This is a genomic window from Planctellipticum variicoloris (assembly GCF_030622045.1).
GTDB lineage: Bacteria > Planctomycetota > Planctomycetia > Planctomycetales > Planctomycetaceae > Planctellipticum > Planctellipticum variicoloris.
In genome coordinates, this window is sequence record NZ_CP130886.1 from 2,437,674 (window position 1) to 2,452,413 (window position 14,740).

The window sequence follows — 14,740 nt, forward strand, 5'->3', positions numbered from 1 at the left end:
TCAAGTCAGGAAAACTTCTCATGTGTTTGGCAAAACAAGTCGTGCTGGCGGTTGCCGCCGCATTTGGGGCGGCGACGGAAATCCAGGCCTCCCATGGCGTCCCATCGGAGCCGATCCTGACGAGAGTCCTGTTTCAGGATGACGACACCAGGACGTTGAAGTGGGCCGATCTCCGGGCCGGTGAGCCTCCCACGCTCGGACCGGTCCAGCCTGTCGAAGGATTTCCAAAGCTGGATTCCGAGAGGCAGACTCTCGTGCAGATGGAGGCGGCCCAGGGTTATGTGCTGGTCGGCGTCCGGGACGATGACAGCGGCAACTTTCAGAGCGGCTGGGTGCTGATCGATACCGGGGTCGTCGAGGAAGAGCACGGCGATCACTCGCACTGGACCTATCCCCGTCCGCCACAGGTTCGGGCATCCGTCCTCGATGACAAGCAGGGCAATCCGGCTCACCTGTACTGCTACGACAATGTCTTCTACCTCGCCAACGACCAGCTCGACGGCTATACGCGGATTGATCCCGCCGGCGTCAAGTCCACAGACGACGTCGCCGCCATTCGCCGGAAAGCTTCCTTCTTCCAGGGGGGAGGGCGGCACATCACTCTCGCGGTCGTGGGAGGGACCGTCGGCTACTCGACATGGATCGATCGCGAAGGCCCGCAAAGCGGTCGTGTTGACGTAACGGCTTTGAATGCCATCGGCAACCGGCAGATCGCCTTCTCGTTGACTCTGCCCCACGGAGGACTGCACGGCGCGACCGCCTGCCAGGGGAAAGTCTTCTTCGCCCCCGCTGACGGGCTGTGCTGGCTGCAGTCCCCGAACGTCCTGCCCGTCGACCCGAAGTCGATCGCAGTTCGACATCTGTCGCTCGGAAAAGATGATGAGAAGGCCCGGCGGACTGGCGGGTTCACCACGTTCGGTCGACACGTGGCGTTCACCATGGGGGCTGGAAAGACGGCCGCACTGGGACTGATCGATGCGGCAAAGCCGGAACCGGAAGTGACTCGTCTGGTGCTGCCAATGGCGGACGCGAACCGGCCTGCCGGTTTGGAAATCGCTCAGCCGCGCAAGGGTTCGCCGCTGGCATTCGTCTTTCACGACCACCCCCTGGAAGTTGAAGCGCCGAACCGGCTCAGCCTCGTCGAACTCGACCCGAACTCCGATGGAAACTGGTCGGACGCGAAGGTCGCTCAGGAGCTCGACGTTGGCAAATCGCGAGTGGAGGGACATGGCGGTCACCACAGCATCGCCTTCGATGCAAACCGGCGCCGGGCGATTTTCTCGAATCCCGGGTCCGGTACGCTTGCGGCTCTCGTGCTGCAGGACCGCAAACAGGTTGCCGAATGGAAAGTCGGCGGCGCGCCGTCCAAGGTCGTGCTGGTCGGCGGCCGGGAAAGCAAGGACTGAGTGATGAGCGGACAACGGAGGCGCACGGGGCTGGCGGTCCGAGCCGTGCTGGCACTGACCCTATCGGCGATCACCGGCTGCGGCGGACCGAAACCGGTCACGGGGGGGACGCGAGGGCTGCTGCATGTGCGGAACGGGGCCGTGACTGACATTCAGGTCGCGGTTTACAGACACGGCTCCAACGAGCCATTCGGCGTCGGAGTTTCCGGGGGCGACGGCTGGTTTGAACTGCGGAACAAGTCGGCCTCCGAGGCGGTGCTGCTGCAACCGGGAGAATATCGCGTCACGTTCGAGTCGGTAGGGCCGGTCGCTTTACGGATTCCAGCCGAATATGGGCGACCGGAGACGACTGCCCTGAACCTGACATGGTCGGAAGGCCAACAGGTTCTGGAGCTGGAGTTGCCCGCTGCCCCCTGACGTTTTGATGGAAATCGTGTTTCGAGAATGGAACGAGGGTGATCATGGTTCTGGCGAGACTGGTTGGTGTGATTTTGATGAGCGGCGCCGCGGCTTCAGCGGCGGACGCGCCCGGTGAGCCGTCCTGGGCCGGTTTTCGCGGGGCAGGTGACAGTCACGTGCTGGTCCGGCAGGTTCCGGTGACCTGGGAGCTCCGCGGCGGTCGCCGGAACGGCAACTGGACGATCCGCTTGCCGGGATACGGTCAGTCGAGTCCGGTCGTGTGGGGCGGACAAGTCTTCGTGACCGCCGTTTCCGGTCCGGAGAAAGAACATCTGCACGTGCTGGCGGTCGATGCTCGGACGGGAAGCACTCGCTGGCAGAAGGATTTCGCGGGGACTCAGCGTGTTCCCGACGGAGACGCCGTCAGCCGCGGCGCTCCGACGCCAGTGCTGGATGCGGAACACTGCTATGCCATGTTCGAAAGCGGCGATCTCATCGCTCTGACCCATGCCGGAGACGTCGTCTGGCAGCGATCGATCGTCCGCGACTACGGGGAGTTTCAAGGACCTCATGGCTACGGAAGCTCGCCGATCCTCGCCGACGGCAAGCTGATTGTGCAGGTCTGTCACGGCGGCCCCTCCTATCTGCTGGCGCTCGACCGGGCCAGCGGACAGACGCTGTGGAAAGTGGATCATCCTTCGGAAACAGGCTGGAGCACTCCAGCCATGTTCCGCCAGGGGGAAACCGTTGGCGTGGTCGTCAGTTCGTCGGGGAGCGTGAGAGCCTACGATGTTCGAGACGGGCGCGAACTGTGGTTCGTCACCGGGATCAAAGGCAACTCAACGGCTTCTCCCACCGTGGCAGGCGAGATCGTCGTCGTCGGCGGAAGCAGCGAACGGATGGGACCGCCCCCTCCTCCCGGCGTGACTGCGGGAAGCCTGGCAATCCGGCTGGGGGGCGTCGGCGATGTTTCAGAATCTCATGTCCTCTGGAAATCGGCGAAAGTCTCCGCGGGCTACGCCTCGCCACTGGTTCACGATGGGCTGGCATATTTCGTGAACCGGGTCGGGGGCGTCCAGTGCGTGGACATTGTCACGGGAGACATCAAAGGCCAGACTCGCTTGCCAGGATCGGCATGGGCCTCGCCGCTCTGGCACGATGGCAGGGCCTTCTTCTTCTGCAAAGACGGGGCTGTCGTCGCCCTCAACGCCGGTACGGAGCTCACAGAAATCGGCGAGAGCTCGCTGTCGGCGACGGATGTTGTCTACGGAGTCGCCGCCGTCGAAGGGGCGTGGATTGTCCGGACCGGGCGGGGGCTGCTGCGAGTCGGAGGGGCGGCTGCCGACAGCCCCGCGGCCGCTGGAGAGTGAATTCGCCTGACGATTTTGCCGCAGAGACGATTTTTGAGTGGCAGTACTGCGAGACGATGACTCGAGCGATCGGTTGCCGTTTTGCGAACTGTTCGTCCGCGTCACAGGTTTGACTTGATTCAGGTCTGGCGGCCTGTTGCGGTCATTGGCGGCGAACTTTCCAGGTGCATTTCCTTCGTTGAAACGCCAGAATTGGCTGCAACGCGCGCGACGCCAAAGGACTGCCATCTCAGTCGCCCAGACCCGGCGCTGTAGGAGGAACGATGCTCCCGAGCTCCCGTCCCGCAAACGATGACCCAAAACGGCTTCTGGCAGAACACGCCGCCCTGACCCGCCGGCACCTGCTGCAGCTCGGACTGGCCGGAGCGACCCTCGCGGCGACGAACGCTCGATGCGGGGCCGCGGAACCCGCCTCTCACGCCCGCGCAGAGGCCGTGGCGAAGCTGGAGCCGTTCTTCACGCCCCCGGCGGAGTTTCGCGATGTCTCCCGCGGCAAGCCGCTGCCGCATTCCCTCCCCGACGAGAAGAAGCGGGAAGTCGGACTCACGCGCGAGACCTGGCAACTCGAAGTCCTCTCCGATCCCGAGCACCCGGCCCGGCTGGGGCGCGAACTCAAGAAGTCCGACGGGACCGCCCTCGACTTCGCAGCCCTGCTGAAGCTCGGCGAGCAGCACGCCGTCCGGTTTGCGAAGGTGATGACCTGCCTGAATATCGGCTGTCCGCTGGGGATGGGGATCTGGGAAGGGGTGCCGCTGCGAGAAGTTTTCTGGCTGACGAAACCGCGGGAGGATATCCGCCGGGTCTTTTACTACGGCTACCACAACGACGAGCCCTCTCAGATGTTCCGCAGTTCGCTGCCGCTCGGCCGCGTGCTGGAGGACCCGTTCGACCTGCCGCCGGTGATTCTCTGCTACAAGCTCAACGGCGAATGGCTCGACAGCCAGCGGGGCGGGCCGGTGCGAGTCGTGGTTCCGGAGGCCTACGGCTTCAAGTCGATCAAGTGGCTGTCGCACGTCGTGCTGAGCAATCTGCACCATGCCAACGACACGTACGCCTCGGGCAACAACGATCTCGACAGTCCGCTCAAGTCTTTCGCGGCGACGCTCCAGGTTCCGAAGTCGATCCAGGCCGGCGAGCCGCTCGTGGTGACCGGTTATGCGCAGGTGGGGATTTCGGGCCTGTCGAAGGTGCAGGTCAGCCTGACGCCGGCCGCGACGACCTGGGAGGGGGACCCGTACTTCACCAAGGCCGCCTGGGTCGATGCTGAAATCCTGGGACCGCCGGCCCAATGGGGTGGAGATCTCCCCGACGGCAAGATTCCCGGGGAGACCCTTGGTTTCGACGCCGCGGGTCAGCCGAAGACGTGGCCGATGCGTCTGGGGAAGGCGCATTGGGTGGCCGTCCTGCCGGGAGTCCCTGCCGGGGAATACGAGTTCCGCTGCCGGACGATTGACGAGAAGGGGGCGGCTCAGCCACTGCCGCGACCGTTTCGGAAGTCGGGGCATGCGGCGATTGAGGCGGTGACGATCGCGGTGAAGTGATTACTTCTGGATAGAGAAGAAGCCTCCGCCGAAGCCTCCCGCTGCCGGGGCCGGCAAAGCGTCGAGATAGCGCTCGGCTTCGCCCCGCTGAATCTTGTCGAGCAGCTTCGCGATTTCGTCGTGGACTTCGCGCGATTGGCGGATAACGAGGACTGTGTTCTTGACCAGCAACGCTCGCCCGGCGTCGGGCGCGGCGGCCGGCGCATCCATGACGACCTCGAATCCGTCGGCATTGAGCAGGCTGGATTGGGACGGCAGCGAATGCAGAATCGCCCCCTCGGCCTTCGGGTGTTCGGCCGAGGTCCACGAGTCTGGCTGGATCATTGTCGGGAGCAGCGGCGTCATGGCCGTCGCGATCTCGGTCGGCAGGCGATAGTACCGCGTCACGATCTCCTTCGGATCGACCCCTCCCCGCTGGCGTGGCTTGGACGCTCGCAGCGCCAGTCGATAGTTCTCCAGGAGTTGCAGGACTTCGTCGAGTCCCCATTCGGTCTGGCGAACGACCATCACGCCCGGGCGGGCGAACGTGATCACGCCCCCGGTCCCGGACTCTGGTTGCCAGGGACCGCGCGTCTGCCCGATCAGCGCCGAGCGCAAGGCCGCCGTCTCCCCCGCGTCACGGCACAAGTCGCGCACGTCGTAGACGGCCGACTTGAGAAAACCTTCCGCGTCTTTCTGGGAGGTAATCCACAACACCCCGTCGCGCATGACCCAGGTCAGGTCAATGTCCGACAGCACCGCCTGCAGGGCCGTACTGAGCGACTGGTCCGTCAGCTCCAGCGTGATGGGCGTCCGATCGCGGACGCCGGCCACGCGCAGCGCTTCGGGATCGAGACGCAAGTCGGCCGCGGTCAGCCGCGCCAGCTCCTTGATCACGGCGTCGAGGGGAGTCTCCTGAAAGCTAAACGCGACGTTCTGCTCGAGTTTGCCGCGCAAGACCGCGTGCTGTGGCGTATCCAGCGAGAACGTGCGACGTCCATGCTTACGCAGCGCCGCCAGCAACCCCGCGACTTCGCGGTGCTGCCCCTCCGTCTGGCGGACGAAGGCCACGTCCCCCAGCAGGACAATCCCTCCGCCGTCGTTGTTGCCCGTCTTCCAGGGGCCGGCAGTCCCGGATTGAATCGTTTGGCTCAGATCATTCGGTTCATAGCCCGCGTCGAGCAGGTCGCCGAGATTGTAGGGCAGCGTCACGCGGTGCTCCTTCGCCGCCGCGATCGTCGTCAGATGCACCATTCCCTTCTGGACATACCACGCCAGTCCGATCGACCGCAGACGGTCCAGCAGGAGGTAGAGCGGTTCGGCCTGCAGATGGTCGGTCACCGGCTCGCTGAGCAGAATCCGGGCGTCCGAAAGGGCTTTGTTGTCGAGCAGAACGCCGACCTTCTGTTCCTCCTGCAGCCACTTGATGACGTCCTTGAGAGACGTCTCCTGGAAGTCGACCGTCACCGCGACGGCCAGCGGGGGCGGCACGAGAGTCGCCGGGTCGACAGTCCGGGGCTCATCGGCGATCACGATCGCCGCGGCCGGCGGGATGGTCGTGGCGGTGGCGTCTGCGGGTTTTTCCACAGGTTCCTGAGCCGGGAGCAGAGACGCGGCGAACACCGTCGCAATGCATGCAGACAGAATGGGGCTCATGGGTGATTCTCCGAAGTTGCGGTACATGCCGTCCAGCGCGGGACGGGGAACGCCTGATTATCAGTCCGTCGTGCGAGCACGGTCAACGCGGCATCCCTTACAATTCCAGAGATGTCACTTCCCCTTCAGTCACAACGGGCGGTCATAACGGGATGGCAGCAGCAATGACGACGGAGCCGGAGCAAACCCAGGAGCTGGCGGCCTTCTGGCAACTGGGCGAAGCCGAGCTGCTGAAGACGCTCGATTCGTCAACAGTTGGACTCACTTCGGCAGAATCGCAGTCACGCCTGGCACGCCGGGACACGGTTCGCTGGCGGAAGACCTCGCCGGTCCGACTCCTTCTGGAGCAGTTCCGCAGTCCGATCATGCTGCTCTTGATCGTTTCGGCGGTCCTCTCCTACGTGCTGGACGATGCGACCAATGCCCTGATCATCCTCGCGATCCTCGGTGCCAGCAGCCTGCTCGGCTTCTGGCAGGAATGGAGCGCGGCCGACGCAGTCGCAAAGCTGCTGGCGGTGATCGAGACCCGGACGACGCTGCTGCGCGATGGCGTCGAGATCGAGCTGCCGGTCGATGCCGCGGTCCCCGGCGACATCGTGCGGCTGAGGGCGGGAAACGTCATTCCCGGCGACTGCCGGGTCCTGGAGTCGAACGATCTGTTCGTGGACGAGGCCGCACTGACGGGAGAAAGTTTTCCCGCGGAGAAGCGGGCGGGCGCGGTCGCAGCGGATGTCGGCCATCATCGGCGCTCCTGCGCGCTGTTCCAGGGAACGCACGTCGTCAGCGGGACTGCGACGGCGGTGGTCGTTCACACCGGTGCGGAGACCGAATTCGGCAAGGTTTCTGCGCGGCTGGAACGTCGTCCGCCCGAAACTGGCTTCGAACGCGGCCTCAAGGAATTCGGCTTTCTGCTGATCCGGGTGACGCTCGTGTTCGTGGTGGGCGTCTTCGCCGTCAACGTGGCGTTTCAGCGTCCGGTCGTCGACTCGCTGCTGTTTGCTCTCGCGCTGGCGGTGGGGATGACGCCCCAGCTCCTGCCGGCGATTACGACGGTGGTGCTGGCGGCCGGGGCGAAACAGATGGCCCGGGCGCAGGTGATCGTCAAACAGCTCCTGGCGATCGAGAACTTCGGCAGCATGACCGTGCTCTGCTGCGACAAAACCGGAACGCTCACAACCGGAGTCGTGACGCTGCAGGCAGCGGAAGACGTCGCAGGACAGGCGAGCGAACGCGTCCGGCGTTATGCGGCGATCAACGCGACGTTGCAGCTCGGATTTCAGAACCCGATTGATGAGGCGCTGAAGACATCCGGAACGCTGGATCTGACTGGCGTGCAGAAACTCGATGAAGTTCCCTACGACTTCAACCGCAAACGGTTGAGCGTGCTGGTCACCGATGGGGGCGAGACCGTCTTAATCACCAAGGGAGCCCTCGCGAACGTGCTGGAAGTCTGCACGTCGGTGGAATTGCCCGGCGGTTCTGGGAACATTGCAGACCATCAGGCCGCGATTCTCACCCGCTTCGCGTCACTGAGCGAGCAGGGCCGCCGCGTGCTGGGTGTTGCCATCCGGCGACTGGAATCGGATCGAGCCGGCCGCCAGGACGAGCGGGACATGACGTTTCTGGGTTTCCTGGTGCTGCTCGATCCCCCCAAGCCCGGGATTCAGGCGACGCTGGGGGAACTGCGGAGACTCGGCGTCCGGCTGAAGATCGTGACCGGCGACAATCACGCCGTCGCCGCCGCGATTGCTCGCGACGTAGGGATTTCTGCGGACCGGCTGTTGACCGGCGGCGACGTGCGGCGGCTGAGCGATGACGCACTTCAGCATCGAGCGATGGAGATCGACCTGTTCGCGGAGATCGAACCGAACCAGAAGGAACGCATCATCCTGGCTCTCAAGCGGTCCGGAGCCACCGTGGGCTACCTGGGGGACGGCATCAACGACGCCTCGGCGCTGCATGCCGCCGATGTGGGGATTTCGGTGGCCAGCGCGGTAGACGTGGCCCGCGAGGCGGCCCAGATCGTCCTGCTGCAACAGGATCTGGGAGTGCTGGTCGAAGGCGTGAAGGCGGGCAGGCGGACATTCGCCAATACGCTCAAGTACGTCTTCGTGGCCCTGAGCGCCAACTTCGGCTACATGTTCAGCATGGCCGTGGTCTCGCTGTTCCTGCCGTTCCTCCCGCTGCTGCCGGCCCAAATTCTGCTGGTGAATCTGCTCGCCGACTTCCCGGCGATGATGCTGGCGACCGACCGGGTCGATCCGGAATTGATCGAGCGACCCCGGCGCTGGCAGGTCCGGTCGATGGCCCGCTTCATGCTGGTTTTCGGCCTGTGTGGCTCGGTCTTCGACTTCCTGACGTTCGGGCTGCTGCTCTATGTCTACAAGGCGCCGATCGAGCAGTTCCGCACAGGCTGGTTCATCGAAGCGGTACTGACCGGGCTGGTGATCATGCTGCTGGTCCGGACACAACGACCGTTCTGGCGCAGCCGGCCGGGTCTTGCCTTCGGCCTGACGCTGCTCGCCGTGGCGGCGGTCACGCTGCTGCTGCCGTACCTGCCGTTTGCGGGGACGCTGGAGTTCGTCCCGCCGCCAGCCTCGCTGGTGCTGCTGGTGATCGGAATTTCGGCTGTCTACGGCGTTGGCCTGGAACTGGCTAAGCGAGCCTTCTACCGGAATCTGGCCGGTTGACGTGACCCGGGGAGCATGCGGAGCGTGAAAAGTCGAAAGAATGGGATTGCCACGGGAGCCGTCGTGACGTAGGCTTGGCGTTGCAAAGTGACGCTTGTCACAGTCCATCCAGCCCCGAGCTGGTTGCATACCGAGAGGCACACCGACATGGAACTGCACGAAGCACTCCTGCAGATCTCCACCATTCGCCGTCAACTGGCGCGGACCGAACAGTTCCGCGGCTATCGCGCTGCTCCGGTAGCGCTGTCTGGACTGCTGGCCATCGGAGCGGGTGGCCTGCAGGCATTGTGGATTGCCGATCCGTTTCAGCATCTGGGGCTCTATCTGACGCTGTGGATCGCTGTTGCCCTCCTCAGTCTGGCGATCTGCCTGGGGGACGTCTGGTGGCGCTATCGCAACTCCGCCGGGATGCTGCGCCGGGAGACGACCCGACTGGCCATCGCCCAGTTCGCTCCCTGCCTCGTCGCCGGAGCACTGCTGACGGTTGTCCTGGTCCAGTCCGTGCCGGATGCCGCCTGGATGTTGCCCGGGCTATGGGCCATCCTCTTCAGCATGGGCCTGTTCGCCTCCTGGCGTCTCCTGCCACGTACGATCTTCGGTGTTGCAGCCTGGTACCTGGCGAGCGGTCTCTGGGCGTTGTCTCAGGGGAGCAGCCTGTCGGCCATGACTCCCTGGACTATGCCCCTACTGTTCGGCGTCGGCCAGCTCCTGACTGCAGCCGCATTATTGCCGTCCGAATCAGAACGTCACGGAGACGCCGCATGACAGACAGCCACGCGGAGAACGACAGGCCGGCGGTTCCCCACGAAGCGGGGCGATACGCCTATGACGGCCTCGATCGCACCATCCATGAAAAGGCCCGGCTCGGCATCCTGACCTCGCTGGCGGCCCATCCCGGAGGGCTGCTCTTCGGCGACTTGAAGGATCTCTGCTCGCTGACGGACGGAAATCTCAGCCGGCATCTGCAGACTCTGCAGGAGGCGGGGCTGGTAGAAGTCTGGAAGCGCATTCAACACAAGCGTCCGCAGACGCTGTGCCGCCTCACCGATCTGGGGCGTAAGCGATTGCTGGAGTATATCGGCGAACTCGAACGGGTTGTGGCTGATGCCGCGGCCGCGGCGCAGCAGGCCCAAGCCTGGTCCCCGGCGCAAACGGCGTCACGCGGTCTTCCGCCCTCGTTGCGTCCCGGCTGGTCGCCGGGCTGAGCCTGGTTTTTTATTTCCAGTAAGACTTTGCGTTGCAAAGCTTTTGGTCGTAAGCACGCCGCCGGAATTATCGAAGGAACTTGTCATGAGAGTCATTACCGCGAAAGCCGCCGGCATGTGTTTCGGCGTCCGCGACGCACTCGCCGCCCTGGACGGCGTCGACCAGCCTGGTTCGGTTGCCATCTATGGCGAGCTGGTCCACAACGACATCGTGCTGCATCAGTTGGAACTTCGCGGCTTTCAACAACTCCCCGAGACCGGGCGGGAAGAGCTGCCGACGGCGGCTCAGATTGTGATTACCGCGCACGGCATCAGCGACAATCGGCGGCAGCAACTCGTGGCGGCGGGGAAGAGTCTGATCGACACAACCTGCCCGCTCGTCGCTCGCGTCCATCGCGCGGCTCAGGGCCTGGCGCAATCGGGCGCGTTCGTCGTCGTGATCGGCCGCGCCGGTCACGTCGAGGTCGAAGGGATCGTCGGCGATCTGGAAGCGTTCGCCGTCGTCCCTTCGGTCACTGCGGTTGGAACCTACCCATCACAGACAATTGGCGTCGTCTGTCAGACAACGTTCCCCGTCGACGAGGCCGCCGCCATCCGGCGGCAGATTGCCGCCTGCAATCCCGCCGCAGAAATCCGCTGGGTCGACACGATCTGTCAGCCGACGAAGGACCGCCAGCGGGCGCTCAGCGAACTTCTCGACGAAGTCGAGGCCGTGGTCGTCGTCGGCGGCAGCCATTCGCACAACACGCGCCGCCTGGTCGACGCCTGTCGCCAGCGCGGGCTCGCCGCATTCCATGTTGAGCACGCCGGGGAACTCGATCCTGACTGGTTCGACGATTTCGAAACCATCGGACTCACCGCCGGCACCTCAACATTGCCGGAAACGCTGCACCAGGTCGAGGAACGCCTGCTGGAAATCGCCGCAGAATTGACCCCGGCTCGCTGATTGTCCGCCGAATTGTCCGGCGAAGTTCGCGGCGACATGCGTATTGAGGATCAGGGGATCGGCTATTCGCCCGCGATCTCCTCCCGTCAGCCCGCTCATCTCGTCTCCCCGATCTCCCCTTCATCACGACGCGACAAGGAGAGTTCTCGTGAGCACCATCAACGGCGCCGTCGAACTGCCCGACGAGAGCTTTCTGGATCGCCCCGAACATCCGCTGCTCGCAGAACAGCCCGCCGTGGGCTGGCTGGAACTCATCAGCCTGTTAACGACGGTCGCACTGGCCGACCTTGCCCTCTACCGCGGCCACGGATACGCCGGCTGGGCGGCAATTCTCGCGGCGGCGCCGGTTCTGCTGCTGGTTGGCTCTACACGCAGGGCAGGGGGGCTTGCTCCTCTCGTCATTGGCCTGATGCTTTGGGCAATCGCCCTGCGACTGGTCTGGTGCGGCGGACCGCTGGCGGCGGGAGTCGGGCTGGTTCTGCTGCCGGCCTACGTCCTGGCGCTTGGCGGACGAGTCCCCTACCTGTTCGACGGCCTGGCCGTCATGGCCCGGCTCGTTGTGGCCGGCTGCTGGGGCGTGGCCGCCTACGGACGCGATGCCGTGAAGTTCTGCCGGAAGTTCGTGCCGTCCCAATGGATTGCCACCGCGCTCCCGCTCGGCGTCGGCAGCCTCTTTGCCGTCGTGTTCCTGATGGCGAATCCCGATCTCGTTACCGAGTTCAACCAACGACTGTCGGAGCTGATGGAAGTCCTCCGCGACTGGATCATCCCGTACTCGGTCTGGGAGGTCCTCTTCTGCCTCGGCGTCGCCTGGGCCGCGATCGGTTTGCTGCGCCCCCTGCTGCCGGGCATCGCGAACATTGCGTCGCCGCAGCCGAGTTCAGACATGTCTTTCGAGCCGACCCCGGTCCCGCTGTACGCGGCCATTCGCAACACCCTCCTGGTGGTGATCGGGCTGTTCGGGGCCTATCTGATCTTCGAGTTCCGCACGCTCTGGTTTCGCGATTTTCCCAAGAAGTTTCACTATTCGGGCTATGCCCACGAAGGCGCCGCCTGGCTGACGATCGCCCTCGCGCTGGCCACTGCTGTGCTGTCGTTGATTTTCCGCGGACGCACTCAGCACGATCCGCGGATTGGCCGGCTGCGCACGCTGGCGGCGATCTGGTCGGCGGAAAGCGTGATCCTCGCCGTCGCAGTCTACCACCGGCTCTTTATCTACGTCGGCTACAACGGTATGACGCGCATGCGGTTCGTGGGTTATTTCGGCGTCACGGCCGTGGTCGTCGGCTTTCTGCTGGTGGTCGTTAAGATCGCCCGGCAGAAAGATTTCGGCTGGCTGCTGCAGCGACATCTCTGGACGCTGTCTCTGGCCGTCTATCTTTTCGCAATCACTCCGGTCGACTATCTGGCGATGCAGTACAACGTCCAACGCGTCCTGGCGGGTGACCCGGCCCCGTCGGTGCAGTTCAGCGTCCAGCCTCTCAATGCCGAGGCCCTGCTGGCGCTTCCGCCCCTTTTGGCGTGCGAGAACGAAACGATCCGGGCGGGAATTCAGGCGCTGCTGACGGATCAACAGATGAAGGCGGAGGAAGTCGCCCGGCATCCCGCGGGAGGTCATTGGACAGCGTTCCAGGTCGCCAATCGCAAACTTCTCCGCCAGTTGCAGGCGTCAGTTCCGGTTCACACGGGCCATCCCGCTGACGCCGCACGTCAAAACGCCTGGGAGCGGTTTCGGGCGTACGCGTATCAGTGGTATTGAGCGACACCCGGACGTTTCGGCCTCTGGAATCTGCCGGCGTGCGCGGCTCGCCGCGACCAAATGCCGACCGTCGTCAGATCGAGGTGCTGCGGTGGGTGAGCGGGGGCGTAGCCTGCGACCGGGACTTCGGTCCACCGTCAGGGTTTTTCCGGCGGCGCTCAGTCGATAACATTCCTCCTCGTCGATTCGTGTCTCTGCCGAGGGATTCTGACCGGAGGTCGCCGTGCTGATCGCGTGTGTCATCGCGTACATGTTCGTCACTGTGGCGGTCGGAATCTACGCGTCGCGCCGCGTGCACGGCGCGAAAGATTTCATGGTGGCGGGGCGATCGCTGCCTCTGTACATGAGCTTCGCCTGCGTCTTCGCCACCTGGTTCGGCGCGGAAACGGTTCTTTCGGTTTCTGCGAACTTTGCCCACAACGGATTGGGGTTTGTCTCTGGCGATCCCTTCGGGGCGTCGATGTGCCTGGTGCTGGTCGCATTCTTCTTCGCCCGGACCTTCTACCGGATGGATCTTCTGACCATCGGCGACTATTACCACGCCCGGTACGGCAGAACTGTGGAAGTCGTCGCGTCGCTGGGAATCGCCAGCTCATACCTGGGATGGACCAGCGCTCAACTGTCGGCGCTGGGACTCGTGATCAACGTCCTGTTTCCCCAGGTCACGCTCAACCAGGCGATCATCCTCGGGACCGCAATCGTGACCGTCTACACGCTGTTCGGCGGAATGTGGTCGATTGCGCTGACCGATGTCATTCAGACGGTAGCCATTGTTGTCGGCCTGATCGTCGTGGCTGTCATCCTGGGAAACCAGGCGGGCGGGTTCGACGTCGTCGTCGCGGCCGCTCAGAAAGAAGGCAAGCTGACGCTGTTTCCGCACATCACGGCTGCCGCGTGGCTGGCGTTCATCGGCGAGTTTATCACCATGGCGCTGGGCTCCATCCCTCAGCAGGACGTCTTTCAGCGGGTGACCAGCGCCAGGAACGAGCGGACGGCATTCCTGGGGACGCTGAGCGGCGGCCTTTTCTACTTCGCCTTCGCCTTCGTGCCGATGTTCATCGCCTTCGCGGCGACGGTCATCGATCCGTCGTATTCGGCGCACTTTCAAGCCGAGGATGCCCGCGAAGTGCAGAAAATTCTACCGACGCTGATTCTTCACGACACTCCGTTGTGGGTGCAGGTCCTCTTTTTTGGAGCGCTGTTGTCGGCGATTCTGTCGACGGCGAGCGGCACGCTGCTGGCGCCGGCCAGTATTCTCACCGAGAACGTCCTGCAGCAGTTCACGAAACACTTCAGCGACGTGACGATGCTGTGGCTTGTACGCGGCATGCTGGTCCTGGTGGCGATTGTCGCCACGACCATCTCCGTCAACTCCCAGAGCACGATGTATGAAATGGTCGAGAGCGGTTACAAGGTGACCCTCGTCATGGCGTTTGTTCCGCTCGTCTGCGGCATTTACTGGCCGCGGGCCACCACTCAGGGCGCTGTCTTCTCAATCCTGCTCTCGGTGCCGGTCTGGATCGGTGCAGAATTCCTGTATCTCGAAGAAAGCCCGGAACTCTGGCGGTGCGTCCCGCCGCAGCTCTACGGCCTGGCGGCCTCCTTTGCCGGGATGCTGATCGGCTCATCGATGCCGAACTGGATCAAGCATACGTCGCACGACCCCGCCGAAGTGGCGAAGTCGCGCCGGGCACTGCCTGGTCATTGAGAGATGGCCGCGACCGCTTTGCGGTCGACGTCGAGGCCGCAAATACGAAGTCGGGCTATTGGCCGCAGCTCGAATGGTCTT

The 14,740-nt window shown here is 64.0% G+C and carries 11 protein-coding genes; 10 read left to right on the forward strand and 1 reads right to left on the reverse strand.

The annotated features are described in order from the left end of the window. Window positions 1-20: 20 nt before the first annotated feature. The 4 genes from SH412_RS09505 (at window position 21) to SH412_RS09520 (ending at window position 4,716) form a co-directional block, all read left to right on the forward strand. Window positions 21-1,406 (forward strand): hypothetical protein, encoded by a 1,386-nt coding sequence (locus SH412_RS09505; protein ID WP_336523273.1) that lies wholly within the window; start codon window positions 21-23, stop codon window positions 1,404-1,406. A gap of 3 nt (window positions 1,407-1,409) precedes the next feature. After that, on the forward strand, window positions 1,410-1,823 hold the full coding sequence (locus SH412_RS09510; protein ID WP_336523274.1) for a hypothetical protein: 414 nt from the start codon (window positions 1,410-1,412) through the stop codon (window positions 1,821-1,823). A gap of 44 nt (window positions 1,824-1,867) precedes the next feature. Beyond that, complete coding sequence (locus SH412_RS09515; RefSeq protein ID WP_336523275.1) at window positions 1,868-3,175, forward strand: PQQ-binding-like beta-propeller repeat protein; 1,308 nt, start codon at window positions 1,868-1,870, stop codon at window positions 3,173-3,175. A 263-nt stretch (window positions 3,176-3,438) separates the two neighbouring features. Further along, window positions 3,439-4,716 (forward strand): molybdopterin-dependent oxidoreductase, encoded by a 1,278-nt coding sequence (locus SH412_RS09520; RefSeq protein WP_336523276.1) that lies wholly within the window; start codon window positions 3,439-3,441, stop codon window positions 4,714-4,716. Here the strand turns inward: SH412_RS09520 and SH412_RS09525 are convergent, their stop codons facing one another. After that, window positions 4,717-6,351, reverse strand: a complete 1,635-nt coding sequence (locus tag SH412_RS09525) for a hypothetical protein (protein WP_336523277.1) — start codon at window positions 6,349-6,351, stop codon at window positions 4,717-4,719. It lies immediately after the preceding gene. A 164-nt stretch (window positions 6,352-6,515) separates the two neighbouring features. Here SH412_RS09525 and mgtA point away from each other — a divergent pair, with 164 nt between their 5' ends. From mgtA to SH412_RS09555, 6 genes are all read left to right on the forward strand, one after another. Then, on the forward strand, window positions 6,516-9,041 hold the full coding sequence (gene mgtA, locus SH412_RS09530; protein WP_336523278.1) for a magnesium-translocating P-type ATPase: 2,526 nt from the start codon (window positions 6,516-6,518) through the stop codon (window positions 9,039-9,041). Between the two features lie 147 nt (window positions 9,042-9,188). After that, on the forward strand, window positions 9,189-9,806 hold the full coding sequence (locus SH412_RS09535; protein ID WP_336523279.1) for a hypothetical protein: 618 nt from the start codon (window positions 9,189-9,191) through the stop codon (window positions 9,804-9,806). Continuing rightward, a complete protein-coding gene (locus SH412_RS09540) occupies window positions 9,803-10,246 on the forward strand; it encodes a transcriptional regulator (protein ID WP_336523280.1) in 444 nt (147 codons plus the stop codon). Before SH412_RS09535 ends, SH412_RS09540 begins: the two co-directional genes overlap by 4 nt. An 85-nt stretch (window positions 10,247-10,331) precedes the next feature. Continuing rightward, complete coding sequence (gene ispH / locus SH412_RS09545) at window positions 10,332-11,192, forward strand: 4-hydroxy-3-methylbut-2-enyl diphosphate reductase (RefSeq protein ID WP_336523281.1); 861 nt, start codon at window positions 10,332-10,334, stop codon at window positions 11,190-11,192. Window positions 11,193-11,340: 148 nt separating this feature from the next. Continuing rightward, on the forward strand, window positions 11,341-12,951 hold the full coding sequence (locus SH412_RS09550) for a DUF4153 domain-containing protein (protein WP_336523282.1): 1,611 nt from the start codon (window positions 11,341-11,343) through the stop codon (window positions 12,949-12,951). Between the two features lie 223 nt (window positions 12,952-13,174). After that, complete coding sequence (locus tag SH412_RS09555) at window positions 13,175-14,659, forward strand: high affinity choline transporter 1 (protein WP_336523283.1); 1,485 nt, start codon at window positions 13,175-13,177, stop codon at window positions 14,657-14,659. Window positions 14,660-14,740 lie beyond the last annotated feature (81 nt).

Excerpts from the sequence above, each read along its gene's own strand:
- SH412_RS09505 (WP_336523273.1), top strand. The coding sequence starts at position 21 with ATGTGTTTGGCAAAACAAGTCGTGCTGGCGGTTGCCGCCGCATTTGGG.
- SH412_RS09510 (WP_336523274.1), top strand. The coding sequence starts at position 1,410 with ATGAGCGGACAACGGAGGCGCACGGGGCTGGCGGTCCGAGCCGTGCTG.
- SH412_RS09515 (WP_336523275.1), top strand. The coding sequence starts at position 1,868 with ATGGTTCTGGCGAGACTGGTTGGTGTGATTTTGATGAGCGGCGCCGCG.
- SH412_RS09520 (WP_336523276.1), top strand. The coding sequence starts at position 3,439 with ATGCTCCCGAGCTCCCGTCCCGCAAACGATGACCCAAAACGGCTTCTG.
- SH412_RS09525 (WP_336523277.1), bottom strand. The coding sequence starts at position 6,351 with ATGAGCCCCATTCTGTCTGCATGCATTGCGACGGTGTTCGCCGCGTCT.
- mgtA (WP_336523278.1), top strand. The coding sequence starts at position 6,516 with ATGACGACGGAGCCGGAGCAAACCCAGGAGCTGGCGGCCTTCTGGCAA.
- SH412_RS09535 (WP_336523279.1), top strand. The coding sequence starts at position 9,189 with ATGGAACTGCACGAAGCACTCCTGCAGATCTCCACCATTCGCCGTCAA.
- SH412_RS09540 (WP_336523280.1), top strand. The coding sequence starts at position 9,803 with ATGACAGACAGCCACGCGGAGAACGACAGGCCGGCGGTTCCCCACGAA.
- ispH (WP_336523281.1), top strand. The coding sequence starts at position 10,332 with ATGAGAGTCATTACCGCGAAAGCCGCCGGCATGTGTTTCGGCGTCCGC.